Origin of the sequence: Streptomyces sp. NPDC048612, from assembly GCF_043199295.1 — a bacterium.
Classification (GTDB): domain Bacteria; phylum Actinomycetota; class Actinomycetes; order Streptomycetales; family Streptomycetaceae; genus Streptomyces.
In genome coordinates this window covers 268,269-294,482 of sequence record NZ_JBICVV010000007.1, presented here as the reverse complement: position 1 = coordinate 294,482, position 26,214 = coordinate 268,269, and the positions used below count along the sequence as shown (strand labels likewise).

General features: G+C 70.8%; 24 protein-coding genes. 22 read left to right on the top strand and 2 right to left on the bottom strand.

Translation table 11 applies throughout. The features are described from left to right. Window positions 1-65 precede the first annotated feature (65 nt). Window positions 66-677: a 30S ribosomal protein S4 gene (gene rpsD, locus ACGFN2_RS14330; protein WP_362602284.1), complete on the top strand. Its 612-nt coding sequence runs from the start codon at window positions 66-68 to the stop codon at window positions 675-677. A gap of 26 nt (window positions 678-703) precedes the next feature. Here the strand turns inward: rpsD and ACGFN2_RS14325 are convergent, their stop codons facing one another. Then, a complete protein-coding gene (locus tag ACGFN2_RS14325) occupies window positions 704-2,902 on the bottom strand; it encodes an ATP-binding protein (protein WP_393360190.1) in 2,199 nt (732 codons plus the stop codon). 179 nt (window positions 2,903-3,081) lie between these two features. Between ACGFN2_RS14325 and ACGFN2_RS14320 the strand changes: the two genes are divergently transcribed. From ACGFN2_RS14320 to nusB, 15 genes are all read left to right on the top strand, one after another. After that, window positions 3,082-3,516 (top strand): DUF948 domain-containing protein, encoded by a 435-nt coding sequence (locus ACGFN2_RS14320; RefSeq protein WP_174887034.1) that lies wholly within the window; start codon window positions 3,082-3,084, stop codon window positions 3,514-3,516. 8 nt (window positions 3,517-3,524) lie between these two features. Next, entirely contained in the window at window positions 3,525-3,869 is a 345-nt protein-coding gene (locus ACGFN2_RS14315; RefSeq protein ID WP_327157926.1) for a DUF6167 family protein, read from the top strand. Beyond that, the gene (gene alaS / locus ACGFN2_RS14310; protein ID WP_362602293.1) at window positions 3,869-6,538 is read left to right on the top strand and encodes an alanine--tRNA ligase; all 2,670 of its coding nucleotides are present in this window, start codon (window positions 3,869-3,871) and stop codon (window positions 6,536-6,538) included. Before ACGFN2_RS14315 ends, alaS begins: the two co-directional genes overlap by 1 nt. Before the next feature lie 14 nt (window positions 6,539-6,552). After that, on the top strand, window positions 6,553-7,017 hold the full coding sequence (gene ruvX, locus ACGFN2_RS14305; RefSeq protein WP_393360224.1) for a Holliday junction resolvase RuvX: 465 nt from the start codon (window positions 6,553-6,555) through the stop codon (window positions 7,015-7,017). Between the two features lie 127 nt (window positions 7,018-7,144). After that, window positions 7,145-8,863 (top strand): endolytic transglycosylase MltG, encoded by a 1,719-nt coding sequence (gene mltG / locus ACGFN2_RS14300; RefSeq protein ID WP_393360187.1) that lies wholly within the window; start codon window positions 7,145-7,147, stop codon window positions 8,861-8,863. A gap of 9 nt (window positions 8,864-8,872) precedes the next feature. Next, on the top strand, window positions 8,873-9,712 hold the full coding sequence (locus tag ACGFN2_RS14295) for a shikimate dehydrogenase (protein ID WP_393360185.1): 840 nt from the start codon (window positions 8,873-8,875) through the stop codon (window positions 9,710-9,712). 139 nt (window positions 9,713-9,851) lie between these two features. Beyond that, entirely contained in the window at window positions 9,852-10,328 is a 477-nt protein-coding gene (locus ACGFN2_RS14290) for a hypothetical protein (RefSeq protein ID WP_393360183.1), read from the top strand. 193 nt (window positions 10,329-10,521) lie between these two features. Further along, window positions 10,522-11,706: a chorismate synthase gene (aroC, locus tag ACGFN2_RS14285; protein ID WP_362602304.1), complete on the top strand. Its 1,185-nt coding sequence runs from the start codon at window positions 10,522-10,524 to the stop codon at window positions 11,704-11,706. Continuing rightward, the gene (locus ACGFN2_RS14280) at window positions 11,703-12,260 is read left to right on the top strand and encodes a shikimate kinase (RefSeq protein WP_362602307.1); all 558 of its coding nucleotides are present in this window, start codon (window positions 11,703-11,705) and stop codon (window positions 12,258-12,260) included. Before aroC ends, ACGFN2_RS14280 begins: the two co-directional genes overlap by 4 nt. After that, a complete protein-coding gene (gene aroB, locus ACGFN2_RS14275; RefSeq protein WP_362602310.1) occupies window positions 12,257-13,348 on the top strand; it encodes a 3-dehydroquinate synthase in 1,092 nt (363 codons plus the stop codon). Before ACGFN2_RS14280 ends, aroB begins: the two co-directional genes overlap by 4 nt. Beyond that, on the top strand, window positions 13,345-13,794 hold the full coding sequence (gene aroQ / locus ACGFN2_RS14270) for a type II 3-dehydroquinate dehydratase (protein WP_362602313.1): 450 nt from the start codon (window positions 13,345-13,347) through the stop codon (window positions 13,792-13,794). Before aroB ends, aroQ begins: the two co-directional genes overlap by 4 nt. Window positions 13,795-14,041: 247 nt before the next feature. Beyond that, window positions 14,042-14,905 (top strand): Pro-rich N-terminal domain-containing protein, encoded by an 864-nt coding sequence (locus tag ACGFN2_RS14265; protein WP_393360180.1) that lies wholly within the window; start codon window positions 14,042-14,044, stop codon window positions 14,903-14,905. Window positions 14,906-15,009: 104 nt separating this feature from the next. Next, window positions 15,010-16,116, top strand: coding sequence for an aminopeptidase P family protein (locus tag ACGFN2_RS14260; RefSeq protein ID WP_362602319.1), 1,107 nt, complete (start codon window positions 15,010-15,012; stop codon window positions 16,114-16,116). A 65-nt stretch (window positions 16,117-16,181) separates the two neighbouring features. Beyond that, window positions 16,182-16,748: an elongation factor P gene (gene efp, locus ACGFN2_RS14255; RefSeq protein ID WP_362602321.1), complete on the top strand. Its 567-nt coding sequence runs from the start codon at window positions 16,182-16,184 to the stop codon at window positions 16,746-16,748. A gap of 2 nt (window positions 16,749-16,750) precedes the next feature. Further along, window positions 16,751-17,185, top strand: coding sequence for a transcription antitermination factor NusB (gene nusB / locus ACGFN2_RS14250; RefSeq protein ID WP_362602322.1), 435 nt, complete (start codon window positions 16,751-16,753; stop codon window positions 17,183-17,185). A gap of 205 nt (window positions 17,186-17,390) precedes the next feature. On the opposite strand, the gene bldD is transcribed toward nusB, so the two are convergent. Continuing rightward, entirely contained in the window at window positions 17,391-17,891 is a 501-nt protein-coding gene (gene bldD, locus ACGFN2_RS14245; protein ID WP_018087605.1) for a transcriptional regulator BldD, read from the bottom strand. 221 nt (window positions 17,892-18,112) lie between these two features. Between bldD and pyrR the strand changes: the two genes are divergently transcribed. The 6 genes from pyrR to carB all read left to right on the top strand — a co-directional run bounded on the left by pyrR (window position 18,113) and on the right by carB (window position 26,164). Further along, window positions 18,113-18,703 carry a bifunctional pyr operon transcriptional regulator/uracil phosphoribosyltransferase PyrR gene (gene pyrR / locus ACGFN2_RS14240; RefSeq protein ID WP_362602325.1) on the top strand — a complete coding sequence of 197 codons (591 nt, stop codon included), beginning with the start codon at window positions 18,113-18,115 and terminating at the stop codon, window positions 18,701-18,703. 93 nt (window positions 18,704-18,796) lie between these two features. Next, on the top strand, window positions 18,797-19,804 hold the full coding sequence (locus ACGFN2_RS14235; RefSeq protein ID WP_362602328.1) for an aspartate carbamoyltransferase catalytic subunit: 1,008 nt from the start codon (window positions 18,797-18,799) through the stop codon (window positions 19,802-19,804). Between the two features lie 25 nt (window positions 19,805-19,829). Continuing rightward, window positions 19,830-21,116, top strand: coding sequence for a dihydroorotase (locus ACGFN2_RS14230; RefSeq protein ID WP_362602332.1), 1,287 nt, complete (start codon window positions 19,830-19,832; stop codon window positions 21,114-21,116). After that, entirely contained in the window at window positions 21,113-21,721 is a 609-nt protein-coding gene (locus ACGFN2_RS14225) for a hypothetical protein (RefSeq protein WP_362602335.1), read from the top strand. The genes ACGFN2_RS14230 and ACGFN2_RS14225 overlap by 4 nt, the downstream gene beginning before the upstream one ends. Further along, window positions 21,718-22,860: a glutamine-hydrolyzing carbamoyl-phosphate synthase small subunit gene (gene carA, locus ACGFN2_RS14220; protein WP_393360176.1), complete on the top strand. Its 1,143-nt coding sequence runs from the start codon at window positions 21,718-21,720 to the stop codon at window positions 22,858-22,860. The genes ACGFN2_RS14225 and carA overlap by 4 nt, the downstream gene beginning before the upstream one ends. Beyond that, complete coding sequence (gene carB / locus ACGFN2_RS14215; RefSeq protein WP_393360174.1) at window positions 22,853-26,164, top strand: carbamoyl-phosphate synthase large subunit; 3,312 nt, start codon at window positions 22,853-22,855, stop codon at window positions 26,162-26,164. The genes carA and carB overlap by 8 nt, the downstream gene beginning before the upstream one ends. Window positions 26,165-26,214: the final 50 nt, after the last annotated feature.

Genomic DNA, 26,214 nt, shown 5'->3' with positions numbered 1-26,214 from the left:
TCGAAACATGCGTTCTCCTCGCGCTAAGGTAAGCCTCACCTAACTTACATGGAGGAACGTTCCACGTGAACCAGTCGCGTCCCAAGGTCAAGAAGTCCCGCGCGCTCGGCATCGCGCTGACGCCCAAGGCCGTCAAGTACTTCGAGGCCCGTCCCTACCCGCCCGGCGAGCACGGCCGTGGCCGCAAGCAGAGCAGTGACTACAAGGTCCGTCTGCTCGAGAAGCAGCGCCTGCGTGCGCAGTACGACATCAGCGAGCGCCAGATGGCGCGTGCCTACGACCGCGCTCGGAAGGTCGAAGGCAAGACCGGCGAAGCGCTGATCATCGAGCTTGAGCGCCGTCTGGACGCGCTCGTCCTGCGTTCGGGCATCGCCCGCACGATCTACCAGGCCCGCCAGATGGTCGTCCACGGCCACATCTCGGTGAACGACCGCAAGGTCGACAAGCCGTCCTTCCGCGTCCGCCCCGGCGACGTCGTGATGGTCCGCGAGCGCAGCCGCGAGAAGCACCCCTTCCAGGTCGCGCGTGAGGGTGGCTACGCCCCCGACGGCGAGACCCCGCGCTACATCGAGGTCAACCTGCAGGCTCTGGCGTTCCGCCTCGACCGGGACCCGAACCGCAAGGAGATCCCGGTGATCTGCGACGAGCAGCTCGTCGTCGAGTACTACGCCCGCTAAGCACCACCGCAGGCGCAGCACCACGCTCAGCCCGCCGTCTCCCCGCCGCTCGCGGAGGGGGAGGCGGCGGGCTCGTGCGTTCCCGGCGGCGCGAGCAGTACGGAGCGGTGCCGGGCGGGCGCCGGACCGCCGGGCCGCAGCACCCGGGCCACCGCCGCGTCCAGGCCGAGGCGCTCGCCCGTGCGCAGGGCACGCCCGTACCGCTCGGCCCCCAGCCGCTTCCGCGCCTGCTCCTCGCACTCGGCGTGCGGCCCCCGGAAGTGGCGCGAACCGAACAGCGGCAGCCCCACCGAGGGCCAGATCCGCCCCGCGGCGCCCTGGAGCACCGCCGCCTCCTCCGCGTCCCCCTCGCCGAGCGTCACCGTCGCCAGCAGTTCGAGCGCCAGCACCACGCCCAGCAGGTCGTGGAAGGTGTGGTGGACGGCCAGCGACTCCACCAGCAGGGTCCGGGCCCGCCCGCCGTCGCCCCGCGACCAGGCCGCGTACGCCAGCACGAACTGGGCGTACGCCCGGGTCCAGCGCTCCCCGTGGTCCTCACACACCTCCAGCACGTCCTCGCACAGCCGCACCGCGTCCGCCGGCTCGCCCCGGAAGGCCACCGCCATCGCCAGCTCGACCTGCGCCAGCAGCACGGTGCCGTTCAGCTCGCCGATCTCCCGGTAGCGCCGCACCGCCCCGCGCAGCAGCTCCTCGGCGCGCGGCAGGTCGTCGCAGACCAGCGCCAGACAGCCGGTGCGGTGCAGCGCGTACGCGGCGGCGGTGGCGTTGCCGGTCCGCTCGGCCTCGTCGCGGCACTCCTGGAGCACCCCCAGGGCGCCGACCGTGTCCCCCTGGATCAGCGCCACATAGCCGGCCACCCACAGCGCCTTCAGCCGTGCGTCGTCGTGGTCGCTCTCCAGCTCCAGGGCCCGGTCCAGCCAGTGCCGGCCCTCGGAGAGCCGGCCGCAGCCCACCCAGTAGAACCACAGGGTGCCCGCCAGGTACTGGCCCAGGTGCGTCTCGGCGGGGCACTCCAGGCTCTGCTCCAGCGCCACCCGCAGATTGGGCAGCTCGGCGTCGATCCGGGCCGCGATCTCGGCCTGCCGGGAGCTGAACCAGTCCAGTTCGCACCAGGTGGCCAGCCCCAGGTACCAGTCGCGGTGCCGGCGCCGCAGCCGGTCGCCGTCCCGCGTCGCCGCCAGCCAGCCCGCGCCGTAGGCCCGTACGGTGTCCAGCATCCGGTAGCGCACCCCGGCCGGGGTCTCCTCCCGTACCAGCACCGACTGGGCGACCAACTCCGCGATGACGTCGAGGAGTCCGGCGGCCGGCAGCTCGGGGCCCGAGCAGACGTATTCGGCCGCCTCCAGGTCGAACTGCCCGGCGAAGACCGACAGCCGCGCCCACAGCAGCCGCTCCTCGGGCGTGCACAGCTCATGGCTCCAGCCGATCGCGGTGCGCAGCGTCTGATGGCGCGGCAGGGTCCCGCGGGCGGTACCGGTCAGCAGCCGGAAGCGGTCGTCGAGCCGGTGGAGCACCTGGTCGACGGAGAGCGCGCGCAGCCGTCCGGCGGCCAGCTCCAGTGCGAGCGGAATGCCGTCCAGCCGCTCGCACAGCTCGGTGACCGCCGGCTCGTCGGCCTCCTCGATGGTGAAGCCGCCGAGCACGGCCGCGGCGCGGTCGGTGAACAGGGCCGTCGCATCGGCGGTGTTCAGCGGCGCCAGCGCGAGGTTCCGCTCGCCGGTCAGCCCGAGCGGCCGCCGGCCGGCGGCCAGCACCCGCAGTCCGGGGGCGCGGCGCAGCAACTCCGCGGTCAGCTCCGCGCAGGCATCGACCAAGTGCTCGTAGCCGTCGAGGACGAGCAGCAGTTCCCGGCCGGCGAGGTGGTCGCAGAGCGCGGCGCGCACCGGTCGGCCGGTGCGGTCGGCCGGTGCCAGCGCCTCGGCGACGGTGTGGTCCAGGAGGTGCGGTTCCCGCAGGGAATCCAGTTCGACCAGCCACACCCCATCGCAGAAGCGATCCTGCAAGATCGCTGCGCCATGGCGGGCGAGCCGTGACTTGCCGACGCCGCCGAGGCCGGTGAGCGTCACCAGGCGGTCCGACTCCAGCTGCCGCGCCAGCGCGGCCAGTTCGTCGTCGCGGCCGATGAAGCGGTTGAGTTCCGCAGGGAGGTTCCCCGGCCGGCCCGGCGCCCGCAGGCGCTCGCTGGACGGGCGGGAGACGGGGCCGGGGCGCGTGAGGCGTCGCATGGCACACGGAGCGTACTCGGCAGGATGCGGACCGTACAATCACGCCGCCGGATTCCTCCCGTGCCCGCCCCGCGCCACCGGGAACGGGGTACGGACGCACAGTCACGGCGCGATAAGGTCAAGGTTGCCGTTCGAGCAGGACGAGAAGCAGACCGAACCAGTCGGAGAGTGGTGCCAACGTGTCCGGTGGAGAGGTGGCCGGGATTCTCGTGGCCGTCTTCTGGGCGATCCTCGTGTCGTTCCTCGCCCTGGTGCTGGTGAGGCTCGCACAGACGCTCAAGGCGACCACCAAGATGGTGGCCGAGGTGTCCGAGCAGGCCGTACCCCTCCTCGCCGACGCCTCCGCGACGGTCCGCTCCGCGCACACCCAGCTGGCCCGCGTCGATGCCATCGCCGCCGACGTCCAAGAGGTCACCGCCAACGCCTCCGCGCTCTCCTCGACCGTGTCCTCCGCCTTCGGCGGACCGCTGGTCAAGGTGGCGGCGTTCGGCTACGGCGTGCGCCGCGCGATCGGCAAGAAGGGCGAGCCGGAGCCGCAGCGCACCGTCGTCCCCGGCCGTATCCTGCCCGGCGCCCGCCGTGGCGGGCGCCGCAACCGTCGCTCCAAGGACTGATCACAGCGATGTTCCGCCGCGCATTCTGGTTCACCACCGGCGCCGCCGCCGGCGTGTGGGCCACCAACAAGGTCCACCGCAAGCTGCGCAAGCTGCAGCCCGACAGCCTCGCCGCCCAGGCCGCGGACAAGGCCGTCGAGACCGGACACCGGCTGCGCCAATTTGCATTGGACGTACGGACCGGAATGGCGGACCGTGAAGAACAGCTGCACGACGCCCTGGGGCTCGGCGAACCGGACGAGGTCCGCGAGCTCCCGGCGCCGCGCCGCGCGGTGCTCGAACCGCAGTACCGCACCACGAGAACAACCGGACACACCGGTCTGACCGGACCGACTGGAAAAGAGGACCACTGATGGAGTCGGCTGAAATCCGCCGCCGCTGGCTGCGCTTCTTCGAAGAGCGTGGGCACACCGTCGTGCCGTCGGCGTCGCTCATCGCGGACGACCCGACGCTGCTGCTGGTCCCCGCGGGCATGGTGCCCTTCAAGCCGTACTTCCTCGGCGAGGTCAAGCCGCCCGCCCCGCGCGCCACCAGCGTCCAGAAGTGCGTGCGCACGCCGGACATCGAAGAGGTCGGCAAGACCACCCGGCACGGCACGTTCTTCCAGATGTGCGGCAACTTCTCGTTCGGCGACTACTTCAAGGAAGGCGCCATCAAGTACGCCTGGGAGCTGCTGACCGGCTCCCAGGCCGACGGCGGCTACGGCCTCGACCCCGAGAAGCTCTGGATCACCGTCTACCTCGACGACGACGAGGCCGAGCGGATCTGGCACGAGGTCGTCGGGGTGCCCAAGGAGCGCATCCAGCGCCTGGGCAAGAAGGAGAACTACTGGTCCATGGGCGTCCCGGGCCCCTGCGGCCCGTGCTCCGAGATCAACTACGACCGCGGCCCGGAGTTCGGCGTCGAGGGCGGCCCGGCCGTCAACGACGAGCGGTACGTGGAGATCTGGAACCTCGTCTTCATGCAGTACGAGCGGGGTGCGGGCACCGGCAAGGAGGACTTCGAGATCCTCGGCGAGCTGCCCAGCAAGAACATCGACACCGGCCTCGGCCTCGAACGCCTGGCGATGATCCTGCAGGACGTCCCGAACATGTACGAGACGGACACCCTGCGCGTCGTCATCGACAAGGCCACCGAGCTGACCGGCGTCCACTACGGCACCTCCCACGACAGCGACGTCTCGCTGCGCGTGGTCGCCGACCACATCCGTACGTCCACGATGCTCATCGGCGACGGCGTCACCCCCGGCAACGAGGGCCGCGGCTACGTGCTGCGCCGCATCATGCGCCGCGCCATCCGCAACATGCGCCTGCTCGGCGCGAGCGGACTGGTCGTCGGCGAGCTGCTGGACGTGGTCATCAAGACCATGGGCCAGCAGTACCCGGAGCTGCTGGAGGACCGCCGCCGCATCGAGACGGTCGCCCTCGCCGAGGAGGCCGCCTTCGCCAAGACGCTGAAGGCCGGCACCAACATCCTCGACACCGCCGTCACCGACACCAAGGCCGCCGGCTCCGCCGTCCTGCCCGGCGACAAGGCCTTCCTGCTCCACGACACCTGGGGCTTCCCGATCGACCTCACCCTCGAAATGGCCGCCGAACAGGGCCTGTCGGTGGACGAGGACGGCTTCCGGCGCCTGATGAAGGAGCAGCGGGAGCGCGCCAAGGCCGACGCCCAGGCCAAGAAGAGCGGCCACGCCGACCTGTCCGCCTACCGTGAGGTCGCCGACAAGTCCGGTGCCACGGAGTTCACCGGCTACAGCGCCACCGAGGGCGAGTCCGCCATCGTCGGCCTGCTGGTCAACGGTGTCCCGGCCCCCGCCGCCCACGAGGGCGACGAGGTCGAGGTCGTCCTGGACCGCACCCCCTTCTACGCCGAGGGCGGCGGCCAGCTCGCCGACACCGGCCGGATCAGGCTGGACTCCGGCGCCGTCGTGGAGGTCCGCGACGTCCAGCAGCCGGTGCCCGGTGTCACGGTCCACAAGGGCGCCGTCCAGGTCGGCGAGGTGGTGCTCGGCTCCGCCGCGTACGCCACCATCGACGTCACCCGCCGGCGCGCCATCGCCCGCGCCCACAGCGCCACCCACCTCACCCACCAGGCGCTGCGCGACGCCCTGGGCCCGACGGCCGCCCAGGCCGGTTCGGAGAACTCCCCGGGCCGCTTCCGCTTCGACTTCGGCTCGCCGGCCGCCGTGCCCGGCGGTGTCCTCACGGACGTCGAGCAGAAGATCAACGAGGTGCTCTCCCGCGAGCTCGACGTGCACGCCGAGGTCATGAGCATGGAGGACGCCAAGAAGCAGGGCGCCATCGCCGAGTTCGGCGAGAAGTACGGCGACCGCGTCCGGGTCGTCACCATCGGCGACTTCTCCAAGGAGCTGTGCGGCGGCACCCACGTCCACAACACCGCCCAGCTGGGTCTGGTGAAGCTGCTCGGCGAGTCGTCCATCGGCTCCGGCGTCCGCCGGGTCGAGGCCCTGGTCGGCGTGGACGCCTACAAGTTCCTGGCCCGTGAGCACACCGTCGTCTCGCAGCTCACCGAGCTGGTCAAGGGCCGCCCGGAGGAGCTGCCGGAGAAGATCTCCGGGGTCCTGGCCAAGCTGAAGGACGCCGAGAAGGAGATCGAGCGGTTCCGCGCCGAGAAGGTGCTGCAGGCCGCCGCCGGGCTGGCCGAGGGCGCCAAGGACGTCCGCGGGGTGGCGCTGGCCGCCGGGCAGGTACCGGACGGCACCTCCGCCGACGACCTGCGCAAGCTGGTGCTGGACGTCCGCGGCCGCATCCAGGGCGACCGGGCCGTCGTCGTGGCGCTGTTCTCGGTCGCCAACGGCCGCCCGGTGACGGTGATCGCCACCAACGAGGCCGCCCGCGAGCGCGGCATCAAGGCCGGTGACCTGGTCCGTACCGCCGCCAAGACGCTCGGTGGCGGAGGCGGCGGCAAGCCGGACGTCGCCCAGGGCGGCGGTCAGAACCCCGCCGCGGTGCCCGAGGCCATCGAGGCCGTCGAGCGCCTCGTCGCCGAGGCGGCCTGACGCACGTGACAGAGATGCGACGTGGCCGGCGCCTCGCCGTGGATGTCGGGGACGCCCGTATCGGGGTCGCCTCGTGCGACCCCGACGGGGTCCTCGCGACCCCGGTCGAGACCGTGCCGGGACGTGATGTGCTGGCCGCGCACCGCCGGCTCAAGGCGATCGTCGAGGAGTACGAGCCCCTCGAAGTCGTGGTCGGCCTGCCCCGCTCCCTCAGTGGGGGAGAGGGGCCGGCCGCGGCCAAGGTCCGGGCCTTCGCCCAGGAGATGGCCCGCACCATCGCCCCCGTAGGGGTCCGGCTGGTCGACGAACGGATGTCTACGGTCACGGCCACCCAGGGCCTGCGGGCCTCGGGCGTCCGGAGCAAGAAGGGCCGCTCGGTGGTTGACCAGGCGGCCGCGGTGGTCATCCTGCAGAGCGCACTGGAGACCGAACGCGTCTCCGGGGAGCCTCCGGGAGAGAGCGTCGAAGTGGTCATCTGATCGCGGTACGGTAACGTTCCGCGCGATGTGCGGCGTTCGAACAGCCGCGCGTGCAAGTAGAGGCGGATCGGGTACAGCAAGCGCGCTGCCGGGCCGGAGTGCACCGCCTCTCGGCTCTAGGGGATCGATGACCGAGTATGGCCGGGGCTACGGCTCCGAACCGTGGCATCTGGAGGACCCGCTCTACGGAGACCAGGGTTCCTCCAGAGGCCAGGCGCAGCAGCCTCAGTGGGACGGACAGCAGGCCCACCGGTATCCCCAGCAGCAGGCTGACCCGTATGCCCAGCAGCACTACAACGGCGGCTGGGACGGGTCGCAGGGCGGGCAGACGCCCTACGACCCGTACGACCCCTACGGGCAGCAGCAGCCGGCCGACCCGTACGGCGGAACGGGCTCCGACTACTACGCCGCCCCCGACGCCTATCCGCCGCAGCAGCATCCGCAGCAGCAGGCCCCGCAGGGGATGCAGGACCAGCGGGGCATGCCGGGCGGGCAGCCCCCCCAGGGGATGCAGCAGCACCAGCAGTACCAGCAGCAGCCGCCGCACCCCGAGCAGGGGGAGCCGTACTACGACGAGGGCCCCGGCACCGGCGACGACTGGCGGGCCGAGCCGGGACCGCGTGAGCCGGAGCGGGAGCACGCGTTCTTCGCGGACCGCGAGGACGACGACGGCGACGACGGCAGGGGCCCGCGCGACGAGGGCCGGGGCGGCGGCCGCGAGCGCCGCGGCAAGAACGGCAAGGGCAAGAAGAACAAGCGGCACAGCGGCCGGACCTGCCTGGTCGTCACCCTGTTCTTCGCCGGAGCCGTGGGCGTCGTCGGCTATTTCGGCTACGACTTCATCATGAGCCACCTCGGCTCCGCCCCCGACTACGAGGGCGAGGGCACCGGCGACGTCCAGGTCGAGGTCCCGGACGGTTCCACGATCCTTGAGATGGGTCTGGCCCTCAAGAAGGCCGGTGTGGTCAAGAGCGCCGACGCGTTCTCCGAGGCGGCCGTCGACAGCAAGAAGGACAAGGTCCTCCAGCCGGGGACCTACTCCCTGCGCAAGCACATGTCCGCGGCCTCGGCCGTCGAGCTGATGGTGGACCCCAAGAGCCGCAACGGCCTCACCATCCGCGAGGGCCTGCGCTCCGGCGACGTCTACAAGCTCATCGACAAGAAGCTCCACCTCGCGACCGGCAGTACCAAGAAGGTCGCGAAGACCGAGGCCAAGAGCCTCGGCCTGCCGTCCTGGGCCAACGACTCCGCGAAGACGAAGGACCCGCTGGAGGGCTTCCTCTACCCGTCGACCTACAGCGTGGGCGAGAAGGCGAAGCCGGCGGATGTCCTCAAGCAGATGATCTCCCGGGCGAAGCAGGTGTACGCCAAGTACGACCTGGAGGCGAACGCCGAGAAATTCCATTTGAAGTCCCCGCTCCAGTTGATTACCGTCGCCAGCCTCACCCAGGCCGAGGGTATGACGCACGATGACTTCCGGAAGATGGCGGCGGTTGTCTACAACCGGCTTGCTCCGAGCAATACGGACACCAATCAGAAGCTCGAGTTCGATTCGGCCTTCAATTACCTGAAGAATCAGAGCAAGATCAATATCAGTACGGACGAGATCCGGAACTACGACGACCCGTACAACACGTATTTCTACCGAGGTCTGCCGCCCGGCCCGATCGGAAACCCCGGGGACGATGCATTGAAGGCCACGGTCAACCCGGACAAGTCGAACAAGTGGCTCTACTTCATCTCGGTCGATGGGAAGAAGACGGACTTCACGACGAATCTCACCGACCACATGAAGCTTGTCAAGGAATTCAACAAGCGACAGCAAGCGCAAAAGAACGCGAACTAAGGCCGAGCTGTGCCCGACACAAAGAAAGCGGCGGTCCTCGGGTCGCCCATTGCCCACTCCCTTTCGCCGGTGTTGCACCGCGCTGCTTACGAGGCGCTGGGGCTGCGGGATTGGACGTACGACCGGTTCGAGGTCGACGAGGCTTCTCTGCCCGGATTCTGGGCGGGGCTCGGACCGGAATGGCGGGGGCTGTCGCTGACCATGCCGCTGAAGCGAGCGGTGATTCCGCTGCTCGATGAGGTCAGTGACGTCGCGGCATCCGTTGAAGCGGTCAACACGGTCGTCTTCACCGAGCAGGGCCGGAGGGTCGGCGACAACACCGACATCCCCGGAATGGTCGCGGCGCTGCGCGAGCGGGGCATCGACCGGGTCGAGACGGCCGCCATTCTGGGGGCAGGGGCGACCGCCTCATCTGCGCTCGCCGCGCTTGCGCAGGTCTGCGAAGGCGAGATCGTCACCTACGTACGCAGCGCGGCCCGTGCCGCCGAGATGCGGGAATGGGGAACGCGTCTCGGCGTCGAGGTACGGATCGAGGACTGGGCCGACGCAGCGCAGGCGCTGCGTGCCCCCCTTGTGATCGCCACGACGCCGGCGGGCGCCACCGACGCGCTGGCCGCGTCCGTTCCGGAGCGGCCGGCGACGCTCTTCGACGTGTTGTACGACCCCTGGCCCAGTGCGCTCGCGGCGCGTTGGTCGGGGTGTGGAGGTGCTGTGGTGGGCGGATTGGACCTGCTTGTTCACCAGGCGCTCCTTCAGGTCGAGTTGATGACGGGGCGCGCTCCGGCTCCCTTGGCTGCCATGCGGGCCAAGGGGGAAGCTGCCCTGGCGAAATCTTCATCAGAAGGCTGATCGAAATTCGCTTGACGTGATGCGGGAATATCCCCCAGGGGGCGCGGTCTGATGTGGCGCTCTCTTGTCGGATATTCGATTGACGGTCCCCTTCCTGCCGCATAGATTGCATGTGTCGCAGAGTTTTTCAGGGGGGATCGTGAAGCGCAGCATTTCTCGAATCGGTACGGTTTCGGCAGCTGGTCTGCTTGCCTTTACGGGCATGATTTTCGCGGGCGCGCCGGCGCAAGCTGTCGGTGGATGTTCCCGATCGCAGCACAAGGAGCTGTCAACTTCCGGGTACGACGTGGACATCTACGTCAAGATGTGTATCTATTACAATGGGGCGACCTACGTGGGCACGGCTCAGGGGTACTGGCAGGAAGCCGGCGGTCACAAGTTCGACAACTTTGATGTCCAGTCGCGAGTCGAGGAATTCGGCTCGACGAAGAGCCGGAAGACCTCTGACGAGACAGCCGAGATCAACGGCCGGACGGCGGATAGCTTTCAGGTCCGGGCCGAGTGGCTCTCCGGGCAGGAAAATGGGTTCACTGCCGACGGGAAAATCACGTACAACATCAATGATGATGGAAAAGGCGATATGGTGTGGAACCTCGCCGACTCGCCGGCGGTCTGACGCAGATGTAGTGACGTAGCTTCGCAATTGCGGCCCGACGGTTATCCCGTCGGGCCGCAATTCCATTTCTTCGTCGTCATTCCACGGACAACAATTCCCTGTCCGTGTACTGGACCTGCGACGATGCCGCAGCCGCGACGTGGGAGGATCAGGGAGAGACCGTACGCGGATGAGCAGTACATGAGGAGCACCGTTGAGCAGGTTGCGCTGGCTGACGGCGGGGGAGTCGCACGGCCCCGCACTCGTGGCGACGCTGGAGGGCCTTCCGGCCGGCGTGCCCATCACCACGGAGTTGGTGGCGGACGCGCTGGCGCGGCGGCGGCTCGGCTACGGCCGCGGTGCCCGGATGAAGTTCGAGCAGGACCAGGTCACCTTCCTGGGCGGGGTGCGGCACGGCCTGTCGCTGGGCTCGCCGGTGGCGGTCATGGTCGGCAACACCGAGTGGCCCAAGTGGGAGCAGGTGATGGCGGCCGACCCGGTGGACCCGGAGGAGCTGGCCGCGCTGGCCCGTAACGCGCCGCTGACCCGCCCCCGCCCCGGGCACGCCGACCTCGCCGGCATGCAGAAGTACGGCTTCGACGAGGCCCGCCCGATCCTGGAGCGCGCCTCGGCCCGTGAGACCGCCGCCCGGGTCGCGCTCGGCGCGGTCGCCCGCTCCTTCCTCAAGGAGACGGCCGGCATCGAGATCGTCTCGCACGTCGTCGAGCTGGCCGCGGCCAAGGCCCCGTACGGGGTCTACCCGCAGCCCTCCGACGTGGCGAAGCTGGACGCCGACCCGGTGCGCTGCCTGGACGCGGACGCGAGCAAGGCGATGGTCGCCGAGATCGACCAGGCCCACAAGGACGGCGACACCCTCGGCGGTGTCGTCGAGGTGCTGGCCTACGGCGTGCCGGTGGGCCTGGGCTCGCACGTCCACTGGGACCGGCGACTGGACGCCCGGCTGGCCGCCGCCCTGATGGGCATCCAGGCGATCAAGGGCGTCGAGGTCGGCGACGGCTTCGACCTGGCGCGGGTGCCCGGCTCGAAGGCCCATGACGAGATCCTCTCGACCGACGACGGGATCAAGCGCAGCTCCGGCCGCTCCGGCGGCACCGAGGGCGGGCTGACCACCGGCGAACTGCTGCGGGTGCGGGCCGCGATGAAGCCGATCGCGACGGTGCCGAAGGCGCTGGCCACCGTCGACGTGAGCACGGGCGAGGCGGCCAAGGCGCACCACCAGCGCTCGGACGTCTGCGCGGTGCCGGCCGCCGGTATCGTCGCCGAGGCGATGGTGGCCCTGGTGCTGGCGGACGCGGTGGTGGAGAAGTTCGGCGGCGACAGCGTGCCGGAGACCCGCCGCAACGTGCAGACTTTCCTCGACAACCTGGCGATCCGATGACGTCGCCGGCCGTCGTGCTGATCGGCCCGCCCGGGGCCGGCAAGTCGACGGTGGGTGCTCTGCTGGCCGAGCGGCTGGGCGTCGGCTACCGGGACACCGACGCCGATGTCGTCGCCACGGCCGGCCGGCCGATCGCCGAGATCTTCATCGACCAGGGCGAGGCGCACTTCCGCGACCTGGAACGGGCCGCCGTGCGCGCCGCGGTCGAGGGCCACCCCGGCGTGCTCGCGCTCGGCGGCGGCGCGATCCTCGACGAAGGCACCCGCGCGCTGCTGACCGGACTGCCGGTGGTCTTCCTGGACGTGGAGCTGGCGGACGCCGTCAAGCGGGTGGGCCTCGACGCGCCCCGCCCGCTGCTGGCCGTCAATCCGCGCAAGCAGTGGCGTGAGCTGATGGAGCGCCGCCGTCCGCTGTACACCGAGGCCGCGCGCGCCGTGATCGCCACCGGGGAGCGGACCCCCGGGCAGATCGTCGAGGCGATCCTGGACGCGCTGGAGCTACGCGAGGCCGCGGGAGACACCCCGCGGGCCGCCCACAGGGAGGAACAGGCATGACGGAGCAGGCCACCCGCATCCAGGTCGGCGGCACGGCGGGCACCGACCCGTACGAGGTGCTCGTCGGGCGGCAGCTGCTCGGTGAGCTTCCCGGCCTGATCGGCGCGGGGGTCAAGCGCGTCGCGGTGCTGCACCCGGAGGCGCTGGCCGCCACCGGCGAGGCGCTGCGCGAGGATCTGGCCTCCCAGGGCTACGAGGCCATCGCCATCCAGCTGCCGAACGCCGAGGAGTCCAAGACCGCCGAGGTCGCGGCGTACTGCTGGAAGGCGCTCGGCCAGTCCGGCTTCACCCGCAGCGACGTGATCGTGGGCGTCGGCGGCGGCGCCACCACCGACCTGGCGGGTTTCGTCGCCGCGACCTGGCTGCGCGGGGTGCGCTGGATCGCGGTGCCGACCACCGTGCTCGGCATGGTGGACGCGGCCGTCGGCGGCAAGACCGGCATCAACACCGCCGAGGGCAAGAACCTCGTCGGCGCCTTCCACCCGCCGGCCGGGGTGCTCTGCGACCTGGCCGCGCTGGACTCGCTGCCGGTCAACGACTACGTCTCCGGTCTGGCCGAGGTGATCAAGGCCGGCTTCATCGCCGACCCGGCGATCCTCGACCTGATCGAGTCCGACCCCGAGGCCGCCAAGCGCCCGGACGGCGCGCACACCGCCGAGCTGATCGAGCGGGCGATCCGGGTCAAGGCCGAGGTGGTCTCCGCGGACCTGAAGGAGTCCGGTCTGCGGGAGATCCTCAACTACGGCCACACCCTGGCGCACGCCATCGAGAAGAACGAGCGCTACAACTGGCGGCACGGCGCGGCCGTCTCCGTCGGCATGGTCTTCGCCGCCGAACTCGGCCGGATCGCCGGCCGGCTGGACGACGCCACCGCCGACCGGCACCGCTCCGTCCTGGAGTCCGTCGGGCTGCCGCTGACCTACCGGGGCGACCAGTGGCCCAAGCTGCTGGAGACCATGAAGGTCGACAAGAAGTCCCGCGGTGACCGGCTGCGCTTCATCGTCCTGGACGGCCTCGCCAAGCCGACCGTCCTGGAGGGCCCGGACCCGGCCATGCTGCTCGCCGCACACGCGGAGATCGCGGCGTGAGCGGCAAGGCCCGGCGGGTGCTCGTCCTCAACGGCCCCAACCTCGGCCGGCTGGGCTCCCGTGAGCCCGACGTCTACGGCGCCACCTCCTACGCCGGGCTGGTCGAGGAGTGCGGCAGACTCGGCAAGGAGCTGGGGTTCGAGACCGAGGTCCGGGAGACCAACGACGAGGGGGAGATGATCCGCTGGCTGCACGAGGCCGCCGACGCCTCGCTCCCGGTCATCATCAACCCCGGTGCCTTCACGCACTATTCGTACGGCATGCGGGACGCGGCCGCCCAGCGCACCGCCCCGCTGATCGAGGTGCACATCTCCAACCCGTACGCCCGCGAGGAGTTCCGCCACAATTCGGTCATCGCGGCCATCGCCAGCGGTACGGTCGCCGGCTTCGGCATCGGCTCGTACCGTCTGGCGCTCCGCGCGCTGGCCGAGGAACTGCGCGACTGACGTACCATCACGGCGCCTCGGTGTTCCCGCGGCGGACGCCGGGGCAGGAGATCCTCCGGGCGGGCCCGGGAGGGTACCGTTCGCAGCAGCACCCACCCGCCGACGGCCGCGGGGCACAACGGCCCCTCCGGGCCGGTGGGTTACCCGCAGGGGGCGCCGGGCGGCCTGGCCCGGCGCCCGCCGTACCATCCGGCGGGAGCCGGGGAGCACCGCACCACGTCGACCGCACGAGACGGAGAGCCACCGGATGCACTACGCAGTGGGGGCTCCGCTGCCGCCGCCCCACGGGCAGGCATCAGGACCCGGGGCCGCCATGCACTGGACGCCCGCCCCGGGAGGACCCGCCCCGGGAGGGCACACTCCGCCCGCCTCGCCCCCGGCCCCGCCCGCGCAGCAGCCGGCCCCCGCCGCCGGCCAGGGCTGGCACGGGCCCGCGCCCCAGCAGGCCCCGCCCACCCCGCACAGCGGCGACGTCACCGGCCATGTGCCGCTGCCCCCGGGCGCCCCGGTGCCGCTGCCCAGCCCGCCCACCGACGCCGCGCCGGACGCCACGCACGCGGCCGTCGCGGTGCTGCTCATCGGCCCGGCCGGGGCCGGCAAGACCAGCGTGGCGCGCCACTGGGCGGACACCCGGCGGGTGCCGACCGCGCACATCAGCCTCGACGACGTCCGCGAATGGGTCCGGGCCGGCTTCGCCGATCCCCAGTCCGGCTGGAACGACCACTCGGAGGCGCAGTACCGCCTCGCCCGCCGCACCTGCGGCTTCGCGGCCCGTAACTTCCTCGCCAACGGCATCTCCTGCATCCTCGACGACGCGGTCTTCCCCGACCGCCCGGTCATCGGCCTCGGCGGCTGGAAGCGCCATGTCGGCCCCGGGCTGCTGCCGATCGTGCTGCTGCCCGGACTGGAGATCGTGCTGGAGCGCAACGCCCGGCGCAGCGGCAACCGCCGGCTCTCCGACGAGGAGGTGGCCAGGATTCACGGGCGGATGGCCGGCTGGTACGGCTCCGGCCTGCCGATCATCGACAACTCCCAGCACGACGTCGCCACGACCGTGCGGGTACTGGACGACGTCGTCGCCCGGAGCATCGCCAGCCCGCCCAGCTGGTAGACGGGGCGGCGGCCTCCCGGGGGCGGCGGCCTCCCCGGGGCGGCCCTCCCCCGGGCGGCCCCGCTCGACCGGCCGCCTCGGGGGAGTCGCCGTACGCTCGTGATATGTCCGAGTTGTACGCGGCCCGACGCACGCGGCTGCGCGCCCGCGCAGCCGGGGCCGGAAGTACCGCCGCACTGATCTCGCGCCCCGCGAACGTCCGCTACCTCACCGGTTGCGCACCGCCCGGCGCCGCGCTGCTGCTGGGGCCGGCCGACGACATGCTGCTGTGCGGCAGGCCGCTGAGCGGCGATCCCTCCGAGGGGCGCCCGGCCGAGGACGTACGGGTCACGGTGCTGCCGACCCGCGGTGGCGACCCGGTCGTGGCCGGCGCCGACCTGGCCGCGAAGGCCGGAGCGGCCCTGCTGGCCGTCGAGGAGCACCACCTCACCGTCACCCGGCACCGGGCGCTCTCCCAGGTCGCGCCCCGGCTGCGGCTGACGGACCTGGCCTGCGCGGTCGAGGCGCAGCGGCTGGTCAAGGACGACGACGAGATCGCCTGCCTGCGGATCGCCGCGGAGATCGCCGACCAGGCCCTGGGGGAACTCCTGGAATCGATCCTGGTCGGCCGCACCGAGCGGCATCTCGCGCTGGAGCTGGAGCGCCGGCTGGTCGACCACGGTGCGGACGGCCCGGCGTTCCCCACCTCCGTGGCCACCGGCCCGCACGCCGGCCGCCCCGGGCATCTGCCCACCGACCGGCGGGTCGAGGAGGGCGACTTCCTCAGTGTCGGGCTGGGCGCCAACTACCGCGGCTACCGCTGCGAGATCGGCCGGACCTTCGTCATCGGCACCACGCCCTCGGACTGGCAGATCGAGCTGTACGACCTCGTTTTCGCAGCCCAGCGGGCCGGGCGGGAGGCGCTGGCACCGGGTGTGGAGTGCCGCGAGGTGGACCGGGTGACCCGCCATGTCCTGGATGCCGCGGGGTACGGCGAGCGGCTCGGAGCGTGGACCGGGCACGGTGTGGGACTCGAAATCGACGAGGACCCTCAGTTGTCCCCTGCCGCCATGGGTAAACTGGACGCTTGCGTGCCGGTCACCGTCGAGCCGGGGGTTCACATCCCGGGCCGTGGGGGTGTCCGGATCGACGACACACTCGTCGTCCGTCCAGAGGCGGACGGCGGGCCCGAGCTACTCACGATCACGACCAAGGAGCTGCTCGCACTCTGAGCCGTAGGGTTTCGGCGTGTGCCGCTCCGGGTCCCACCACCTGCAGTCCAGGAGATTCCGCAACCGTGGCATCCACGAACGACCTCAAGAACGGCATGGTGCTCAAGCTCGACGGCGGCCAGCTCTGGTCCGTCGTCGAGTTCCAGCACGTCAAGCCCGGCAAGGGCCCCGCCTTCGTCCGCACGAAGCTCAAGAACGTGCTGTCCGGCAAGGTGGTGGACAAGACCTTCAACGCCGGTGTGAAGGTCGAGACGGCCACCGTCGACAAGCGCGGAATGCAGTTCTCGTACATGGACGGCGACTACTTCGTCTTCATGGACATGGACACCTACGACCAGCTGCACGTCGACCGCAAGGCCGTCGGCGACGCCGCGAACTACCTGATCGAGGGCTTCGAGGCGGTCGTGGCGCAGCACGAGGGCGAGGTGCTCTACGTCGAGCTCCCCGCCGCGGTCGAGCTGAACATCAAGCACACCGAGCCCGGTGTGCAGGGTGACCGCTCCACCGGCGGCTCCAAGCCGGCCGAGCTGGAGACCGGCTACTCCATCCAGGTGCCGCTCTTCATCACCACCGGTGAGAAGATCAAGGTCGACACCCGCACCGGCGACTACCTCGGCCGGGTGAACAGCTAACCGTGGCCGCCCGCACCAAGGCCCGTAAACGCGCCTTCCAGATACTCTTCGAGGCCGACCAGCGCGGTGCCGATGTGCAGTCCGTGCTCGCGGACTGGATGCGGCACGCCCGGACCGATCCACGGCAGCCGCCGGTGAACGAGTACACCCTGGAGCTGGTCGAGGGATACGCGGAGCAGGTCGCCCGCATCGATGAGCTGATCTCCACCTACGCGGTCGACTGGGACCTGGACCGGATGCCGGCGGCCGACCGCAGCATCCTGCGTCTGGGCGCCTACGAGCTGCTCTGGGTGGACGACACCCCGGACGCGGTGGCGATCGACGAAGCGGTGCAGCTCGCCAAGGAGTTCTCCACGGACGACTCCCCGGCCTTCGTCAACGGCCTCCTCGGCCGGCTGAAGGAGCTGAAGCCGAGCCTGCGGCGCGAGGCGCAGTAGGCGGTCGGCAGAGCGTGTGAACGGGCCCGGAGCGAAGGGCAAGGCTCCGGGCCCTTCGCATGCCCGCAGAACGCCGTCAGCGGCCTTCGCGGGGTGTCCCGGGAGGAACGGCAGTGTGGCGGAGCGCCGTGGAACGGTCCCCGGAACGCAGAACCGCCGCCCCGGAAACCCGGAGCGGCGGCACGTTTCTGCAGGTGCGAGGGGGTCAGAGCTCCTCGTGCGACACGGCGCGGCGTGCGTCGGCGTCGAGCACGCCCCAGCTGATCAGCTGCTCGGTCAGCACCGAGGGCGACTGGTCGTAGATGACCGCGAGGGTGCGCAGGTCGTCCTGGCGGATCGAGAGCACCTTGCCGTTGTAGTCACCGCGCTGGCTCTGGATGGTGGCGGCGTAGCGCTGCAGCGGGCCGGCCTTCTCCTGCGGGACATGGGCGAGGCGCTCCAGGTCGAGCACCAGCTTCGGCGGCGGCTCGGCCGCTCCGCCCGGTGTCGTGCCCGGCAGCAGCTCCTGCACCGGAACGCCGTAGAAGTCCGCCAGCTCGGCGAGGCGCTGCACGGTCACGGCGCGGTCGCCGCGCTCGTACGAACCGACCACCACGGCCTTCCAGCGGCCCTGGGACTTCTCCTCGACGCCGTGGAGAGAAAGGCCCTGCTGGGTGCGGATGGCGCGGAGCTTGGCCCCGAGCTGTTTGGCGTATTCGCTGGACATAAAACTCCCCAGACGGCTGTATCGACATGCGGCTCCGCCGCGGGCTGGTAACTCACTGTGAGGTTACGCAGCGTAATCTGACTTCGTCAAGCGGAACGGGGCAGACCCTCACCCGTCAGGGGTGCGGACGGGGCGTGGGAAGGCCCCTGGTAGCCTGGGCCGCGTTATTCCGACGTCCTTTAAGGTCCGTCCCGTGAGGCGGAGAAGGAGGTCCGTTTCATATGGACGCAAACAGTTCCGACGCGAGCGCTCAGCTCCCCGTGCGGCCGGTGCTCGAAGGCCCGGACATCGCGCGGATGCTCACCCGTATCGCCCACGAGATCGTCGAACGCGCCAAGGGCGCGGACGATGTGGTGCTCCTGGGAATCCCCACCCGCGGCGTCTTCCTCGCCCGGCGGCTGGCCGCCAAGCTCGAAGAGATCACCGGCCGTACGGTCCCGGTCGGCTCGCTCGACATCACGATGTACCGCGACGACCTGCGCCTGGGCCCGGCCCGCACGCTCGCCCGCACGGACATCCCCGCCGACGGCGTCGAGGGCCGGGTCGTCCTCCTCGTCGACGACGTCCTCTTCTCCGGACGCACCATCCGCGCCGCGCTGGACGCCCTGGGCGACATCGGCCGGCCGCGCGCCGTACAGCTGGCGGTCCTGGTCGACCGGGGCCACCGCGAGCTGCCGATCCGCGCGGACTATGTAGGCAAGAACCTCCCCACGTCGCTGCGGGAGACGGTCAAGGTCCAGCTCACCGAGGAGGACGGCCGGGACGCCGTGCTGCTCGGCGTGAAGCACCCCGCCCCGGCCGGCGAGCGCTAGCGCATCGCGCACGGACCCGGTGACCCCGGGCCCGCAGGCATGCCCGCTCAACGGACAATCCCGTACACCTCCTTCACCCACGGAGAAAACCGGATGAAGCGTCACCTCATCTCGGCCGCCGACCTCACGCGCGACGACGCCGTCCTGATCCTCGACACCGCCGAGGAGATGGCCCGGGTCGCCGACCGGCCGATCAAGAAGCTCCCCACCCTGCGCGGACGCACGGTCTGCAACCTCTTCTTCGAGGACTCCACCCGGACCCGGATCTCCTTCGAGGCCGCCGAGAAGCGGCTCTCCGCGGACGTCATCAACTTCGCCGCCAAGGGGTCCAGCGTCTCCAAGGGAGAGTCCCTCAAGGACACCGCCCAGACGCTGGAGGCGATGGGCGTCGACGCCGTCGTCATACGGCACGGCGCGTCCGGAGCCCCCTACCGGCTCGCCAACTCCGGCTGGATCGACGCTCCCGTCATCAACGCCGGTGACGGCACCCACCAGCACCCCACCCAGGCCCTGCTCGACGCCTTCACCATGCGGCGCCGGCTGACCGGCCCGGACGCTGGGCTCGGCCAGGACCTGAGCGGGCGGCGGATCACGCTCGTCGGCGACGTGCTGCACAGCCGCGTCGCGCGCTCGAACGTCGACCTCCTGCACACCCTCGGCGCCGAGGTCACCCTCGTCGCCCCACCCACCCTGGTGCCGGTCGGCGTCGAGACCTGGCCGTGCGAGGTGTCCTACGACCTCGACCGCGTCCTGCCGAAGACCGACGCCGTGATGATGCTGCGGGTGCAGCGCGAGCGGATGAACGCCGCCTTCTTCCCGACCGAGCGGGAGTACTCGCGCCGCTACGGCCTGGACGGCGAGCGGATGGCGCGGATGCCCGAGCACGCCCTCGTGATGCACCCCGGCCCGATGGTCCGCGGCATGGAGATCACCGCCGAGGTCGCCGACTCCGACCGCTGCACGGTCGTCGAGCAGGTGACCAACGGCGTCTCGGTCCGCATGGCCGTCCTGTACCTGCTGCTCGGCGGCAACGAGCCCGCTGTCGCCCACCCGTCGCCCACCACCGCCCTTTCATCGAGGCGCTCCGCGCCCGCCTCTTGATTTCGTACCGAGGAGAAGTAAGACCATGAGCAAGATCCTTATCCGTGGTGCGAAGGTGCTCGGCGGCGAGGCCCAGGACGTCCTGATCGACGGCGAGACCATCGAGGCCGTCGGTGCCGGGCTGTCCGCCGAGGGCGCCGACGTCATCGAGGCCGAGGGCAAGATCCTTCTGCCGGGCCTCGTCGACCTGCACACCCACCTGCGCGAGCCGGGCCGCGAGGACTCCGAGACCGTGCTGACCGGTACCCGGGCGGCCGCCTCCGGTGGCTACACCGCGGTGTTCGCCATGGCCAACACCTTCCCCGTCGCCGACACCGCCGGCGTGGTCGAGCAGGTCTACCGCCTCGGCCAGGAGCACGGCTACTGCGATGTGCAGCCCATCGGTGCCGTCACCGTCGGCCTGGAGGGCAGCAAGCTCGCCGAGCTGGGCGCCATGCACGAGTCCGCCGCCGGGGTCACCGTCTTCTCCGACGACGGCAAGTGCGTGCACGACGCCGTGATCATGCGCCGGGCCCTGGAGTACGTGAAGGCCTTCGGCGGTGTCGTCGCGCAGCACGCCCAGGAGCCGCGGCTCACCGAGGGCGCCCAGATGAACGAGGGCATCGTCTCGGCGGAGCTGGGACTCGGGGGCTGGCCGGCGGTGGCCGAGGAATCGATCATCGCCCGGGATGTCCTGCTCGCCGAGCACGTGGGCTCGCGGGTGCACATCTGCCACCTGTCGACCGCCGGCTCCGTCGAGATCGTCCGCTGGGCCAAGTCCCGCGGCATCGACGTCACCGCCGAGGTCACGCCGCACCACCTGCTCCTCACCGACGAGATGGTGCGCAGCTACAACCCCGTCTACAAGGTCAACCCGCCGCTGCGCACCGAGCGCGACGTGCTGGCCCTGCGCGAGGCCCTCGCCGACGGCACGATCGACATCGTCGCCACCGACCACGCCCCGCACCCGCACGAGGACAAGGACTGCGAGTGGGCCGCGGCCGCCATGGGGATGGTGGGCCTGGAGACCGCGCTGTCGGTCGTGCAGCAGACGATGGTCGAGACCGGCCTGCTGACCTGGGAGGCCGTCGCGGACCGGATGTCCTACGCGCCCGCGCGGATCGGGCAGGCCAAGGGCCACGGCCGCCCCGTCTCGGCTGGTGAGCCCGCCAACCTCACGCTGCTCGATTCCGCTTACCGTGGAGAGGTGGACCCCGCGGGCTTCGCCTCCCGCAGCCGCAACACCCCCTACGAGGGCCGTGAGCTGCCGGGACGCGTCACCCACACCTTCCTGCGGGGCCGGGCAACGGTCGTCGACGGGAAGCTGGCGTGACTCCTCCACTCATCCACCTGGCCGAAGCGCAGAAGTCCGCGCCGGTCACCGACTGGGCCGCGCGGATCGGCTGGGTCGTCGGCCTGCTGGTCTTCGTCGTCTTCGTCTACTGGCTGATGCGCCAGGGCTGGAAATGGCGCGGCACCCTCCAGGGCGATCTGCCCGAGCTGCCGGCCGCCCCGGACGGCCTCGGAGAGCCCCGGCTGCGGCTCAGCGGCCGCTACCACGGGTCCACCACCGCCGGGCAGTGGCTCGACCGGATCGTGGCCCGCGGTCTGGGCACCCGCAGCCGCGCCGAACTGACCCTGACCGACCAGGGCCTGGACGTCGTACGGCCGGGCGCCGAGGACTTCTTCGTGCCGGCCGCCGCCCTGCGCGGCGCCCGCCTCGACAAGGGCATCGCCGGCAAGGTCCTGCCCGAGGGCGGCCTGCTGATCGTCACCTGGCGGCACGGGGACAAGGAGATCGACTCCGGTTTCCGCTCCGACCGCGCGGGCGAGCACCCGGCCTGGGTCGAGGCCCTGAACCAGCTGAGCACCACCGAACACAGCACCACCGAGCACAGCAGCACCACCGAGCACACCGAAACGGAAGGCGCACGATGACGACCTCCACCAGGGGGACTGCCAAGATCCCCGCCGTACTCGTCCTGGAGGACGGCCGCGCCTTCCGCGGGCGCGCCTACGGGGCCGTGGGGGAGACCTTCGGCGAAGCGGTGTTCTCCACCGGCATGACCGGCTACCAGGAGACGCTGACCGACCCCTCGTACCACCGCCAGGTCGTCGTCATGACCGCGCCGCACATCGGCAACACCGGTGTGAACGACGAGGACCCCGAGTCCGGACGGATCTGGGTCTCCGGCTATGTCGTCCGCGACCCCGCCCGCCTCCCGTCCAACTGGCGCTCGGTGCGCTCGCTGGACGACGAGCTGGTCGCCCAGGGCGTCGTCGGCATCAGCGGCGTCGACACCCGCGCGCTGACCCGCCACCTGCGCGAGCGCGGCGCGATGCGCGTCGGCATCTTCTCCGGCGACGCGCTGCCCGACGAGGGCACGATGCTGGCCAAGGTGCGCCAGGCCCCCGAGATGCAGGGCGCCGACCTCTCCACCCAGGTCGCCACCAAGGAGACCTACGTCGTCCCGGCGATCGGCACCAAGAAGTTCACCGTCGCCGCGATCGACCTGGGCATCAAGGGCATGACCCCGCACCGGATGGCCGAGCGCGGCATCGAGGTGCACGTCCTGCCCGCCACCGCCACCGTCGAGGACGTCTACGCGGTGAACCCGGACGGCGTGTTCTTCTCCAACGGCCCGGGCGACCCGGCCACCGCCGACCACCCGGTCTCCGTCATGCGCGGTGTCCTGGAGCGGAAGACGCCGCTGTTCGGCATCTGCTTCGGCAACCAGATCCTGGGCCGCGCGCTGGGCTTCGGCACCTTCAAGCTCAAGTACGGGCACCGCGGCATCAACCAGCCGGTGCAGGACCGTACGACCGGCAAGGTCGAGGTCACCGCGCACAACCACGGATTCGCCGTCGACGCCCCGCTCGACAAGGTCTCCGACACCCCCTTCGGCCGCGCCGAGGTCTCCCACGTCTGCCTCAACGACGACGTGGTGGAGGGTCTGCACCTCCTCGACCAGCCGGCCTTCAGCGTCCAGTACCACCCCGAAGCCGCCGCGGGTCCGCACGACGCCGCGTACCTCTTCGACCGCTTCGTTTCCCTGATGGAGGGCCAGCGTGCCTAAGCGCACCGATATCCAGTCCGTCCTGGTCATCGGCTCCGGCCCGATCGTCATCGGCCAGGCCGCCGAGTTCGACTACTCCGGCACCCAGGCCTGCCGGGTCCTCAAGTCCGAGGGCCTGCGCGTCGTCCTGGTGAACTCCAACCCGGCGACGATCATGACCGACCCGGAGATCGCCGACGCCACCTACGTCGAGCCGATCACCCCGGACTTCGTCGAGAAGATCATCGCCAAGGAGCGCCCGGACGCGCTCCTGCCCACCCTGGGCGGCCAGACGGCCCTGAACACGGCCATCTCGCTGCACCAGTCCGGCACCCTCGACAAGTACGGCGTCGAGCTGATCGGCGCCAACGTCGAGGCGATCAACAAGGGCGAGGACCGCGACCTGTTCAAGGAGGTCGTGGCGGAGGTCAACAAGAAGATCGGCCACGGCGAGTCCGCCCGCTCGGTCATCTGCCACTCCATGGACGACGTCCTGGCGGGCGTGGACGAGCTCGGCGGCTACCCCGTCGTCGTCCGCCCCTCCTTCACCATGGGCGGCGCCGGCTCCGGCTTCGCCCACGACGAGGAGGAGCTGCGCCGGATCGCCGGCCAGGGCCTGACGCTCTCGCCGACCACCGAGGTGCTCCTGGAGGAGTCCATCCTCGGCTGGAAGGAGTACGAGCTGGAGCTGATGCGCGACAAGAACGACAACGTCGTGGTCGTCTGCTCCATCGAGAACTTCGACCCGATGGGCGTGCACACCGGCGACTCGATCACCGTCGCGCCGGCGATGACGCTCACCGACCGGGAGTACCAGACCCTGCGGGACGTCGGCATCGCGGTCATCCGCGAGGTCGGCGTGGACACCGGCGGCTGCAACATCCAGTTCGCGGTCAACCCCGAGGACGGCCGGGTCATCGTCATCGAGATGAACCCCCGCGTCTCGCGCTCCTCCGCGCTGGCCTCCAAGGCCACCGGCTTCCCGATCGCGAAGATCGCCGCCCGGCTCGCCGTCGGCTACACCCTCGACGAGATCCCCAACGACATCACCGAGAAGACCCCGGCCTCCTTCGAGCCGACCCTCGACTATGTCGTCGTCAAGGTGCCGCGCTTCGCCTTCGAGAAGTTCCCGGCCGCCGACGCCACGCTCACCACGACCATGAAGTCGGTCGGCGAGGCCATGGCCATCGGCCGGAACTTCACCGAGGCACTCAACAAGGCCCTGCGCTCCCTGGAGAAGAAGGGCAGCCAGTTCGACTTCGTCGGCGCGCCGGGCGACAAGGCCGCGCTGCTGGAGAAGGCCAAGGTCCCGACCGACGGCCGGATCAACACCGTCATGACGGCGATCCGGGCCGGCGCCACCCCGCAGGAGGTCTTCGACGCCACGAAGATCGACCCGTGGTTCGTCGACCAGCTCTTCCTCGTCAAGGAGATCGCCGACGAGATCGCCGCGGCCGACAAGCTCGACCCCGAGATCCTCGCCGACGCCAAGCGCCACGGCTTCTCCGACGCCCAGATCGCCGAGATCCGCGGACTGCGCGAGGACGTCGTCCGCGAGGTCCGGCACTCCCTCGGCGTCCGCCCGGTCTACAAGACCGTCGACACCTGCGCCGCCGAATTCGCCGCGAAGACGCCGTACTTCTACTCCTCCTACGACGAGGAGAACGAGGTCGCGCCCCGCGAGAAGCCGGCCGTGATCATCCTCGGCTCCGGCCCCAACCGCATCGGCCAGGGCATCGAGTTCGACTACTCCTGCGTCCACGCCTCGTTCGCGCTCAGCGACGCCGGCTACGAGACCGTGATGGTCAACTGCAACCCGGAGACCGTCTCGACGGACTACGACACCTCCGACCGCCTGTACTTCGAGCCGCTGACGCTGGAAGACGTGCTGGAGATCGTGCACGCCGAGACCCAGGCCGGCCCGGTCGCCGGTGTCGTCGTCCAGCTCGGCGGGCAGACCCCGCTGGGCCTGGCGCAGGCGCTCAAGGACAACGGCGTGCCGATCGTCGGCACCTCGCCCGAGGCGATCGACCTCGCCGAGGAGCGCGGCGCCTTCGGCCGGGTGCTGACCGAGGCCGGACTGCCGGCCCCCAAGTACGGCACCGCGTTCTCCTTCGCCGAGGCCCAGCAGATCGCCGCCGAGATCGGCTACCCGGTCATGGTCCGCCCGTCCTACGTGCTCGGCGGCCGCGGCATGGAGATCGTCTACGACGAGCCCTCGCTGCGGGAGTACCTCACCCGCCACGCCGGCCTGATCGACCGCCACCCGGTCCTCATCGACCGGTTCCTCGACGACGCCATCGAGATCGATGTCGACGCGCTGTACGACGGCCACGAGCTCTACCTCGGCGGCGTCATGGAGCACATCGAGGAGGCCGGCATCCACTCCGGCGACTCCGCCTGCGCCCTGCCCCCGATCACCCTGGGCGGCTTCGACATCAAGCGGCTGCGGGCCTCGACGGAGGCCATCGCCAAGGGCGTCGGCGTCCGCGGACTGATCAACATCCAGTTCGCGATGGCCGGGGACATTCTCTACGTCCTGGAGGCCAACCCCCGCGCCTCCCGTACGGTCCCCTTCACCTCGAAGGCCACCGCCGTACCGCTGGCCAAGGCCGCCGCCCGGATCTCCCTGGGCGCGACCGTCGCCGAGCTGCGCGCCGAGGGCATGCTGCCCAAGACGGGCGACGGCGGCACCCTGCCGCTGGACGCGCCGATCTCGGTCAAGGAAGCCGTGATGCCCTGGTCGCGATTCCGCGACATCCAGGGCCGTGGTGTGGACACCGTCCTCGGCCCGGAGATGCGCTCCACCGGCGAGGTCATGGGCATCGACTCGGTCTTCGGCACCGCGTACGCCAAGTCCCAGTCCGGCGCCTACGGGGCGCTGCCCACCAAGGGCCGCGCGTTCGTCTCCGTCGCCAACCGGGACAAGCGCTCGATGATCTTCCCGGCCCGCGAGCTGGTCGCCCACGGCTTCGAGCTGCTCGCCACCTCCGGCACCGCCGAGGTGCTGCGCCGCAACGGCATCAACGCCACCGTGGTGCGCAAGAACAGCGAGGGCGAGGGCCCGGACGGCGAGAAGACCATCGTCCAGCTGATCCACGACGGCCAGGTCGACCTGATCGTCAACACCCCCTACGGCACCGGCGGCCGGCTGGACGGCTACGACATCCGTACCGCCGCCGTCGCCCGCGGCGTCCCGTGCCTGACCACGGTCCAGGCGCTGGCCGCCGCCGTCCAGGGCATCGAGGCCATGTCCCGCGGGGACGTGGGCGTGCGCTCCCTCCAGGAGCACGCCGAACATCTCACCGCGGCCCGCCAGGAGTAGCGGCCAGGAGGGGGACACCACAACGGTGTCCCCCTCTTCGTGATCCCCCT

Coding starts and splice junctions, on each gene's coding strand:
- ACGFN2_RS14325 (WP_393360190.1), bottom strand. CDS start 2,902: ATGCGACGCCTCACGCGCCCCGGCCCCGTCTCCCGCCCGTCCAGCGAG.
- ACGFN2_RS14315 (WP_327157926.1), top strand. CDS start 3,525: ATGTTCCGCCGCGCATTCTGGTTCACCACCGGCGCCGCCGCCGGCGTG.
- alaS (WP_362602293.1), top strand. CDS start 3,869: ATGGAGTCGGCTGAAATCCGCCGCCGCTGGCTGCGCTTCTTCGAAGAG.
- ruvX (WP_393360224.1), top strand. CDS start 6,553: ATGCGACGTGGCCGGCGCCTCGCCGTGGATGTCGGGGACGCCCGTATC.
- mltG (WP_393360187.1), top strand. CDS start 7,145: ATGACCGAGTATGGCCGGGGCTACGGCTCCGAACCGTGGCATCTGGAG.
- ACGFN2_RS14280 (WP_362602307.1), top strand. CDS start 11,703: ATGACGTCGCCGGCCGTCGTGCTGATCGGCCCGCCCGGGGCCGGCAAG.
- aroB (WP_362602310.1), top strand. CDS start 12,257: ATGACGGAGCAGGCCACCCGCATCCAGGTCGGCGGCACGGCGGGCACC.
- ACGFN2_RS14265 (WP_393360180.1), top strand. CDS start 14,042: ATGCACTACGCAGTGGGGGCTCCGCTGCCGCCGCCCCACGGGCAGGCA.
- ACGFN2_RS14260 (WP_362602319.1), top strand. CDS start 15,010: ATGTCCGAGTTGTACGCGGCCCGACGCACGCGGCTGCGCGCCCGCGCA.
- bldD (WP_018087605.1), bottom strand. CDS start 17,891: ATGTCCAGCGAATACGCCAAACAGCTCGGGGCCAAGCTCCGCGCCATC.
- pyrR (WP_362602325.1), top strand. CDS start 18,113: ATGGACGCAAACAGTTCCGACGCGAGCGCTCAGCTCCCCGTGCGGCCG.
- ACGFN2_RS14235 (WP_362602328.1), top strand. CDS start 18,797: ATGAAGCGTCACCTCATCTCGGCCGCCGACCTCACGCGCGACGACGCC.
- ACGFN2_RS14230 (WP_362602332.1), top strand. CDS start 19,830: ATGAGCAAGATCCTTATCCGTGGTGCGAAGGTGCTCGGCGGCGAGGCC.
- carA (WP_393360176.1), top strand. CDS start 21,718: ATGACGACCTCCACCAGGGGGACTGCCAAGATCCCCGCCGTACTCGTC.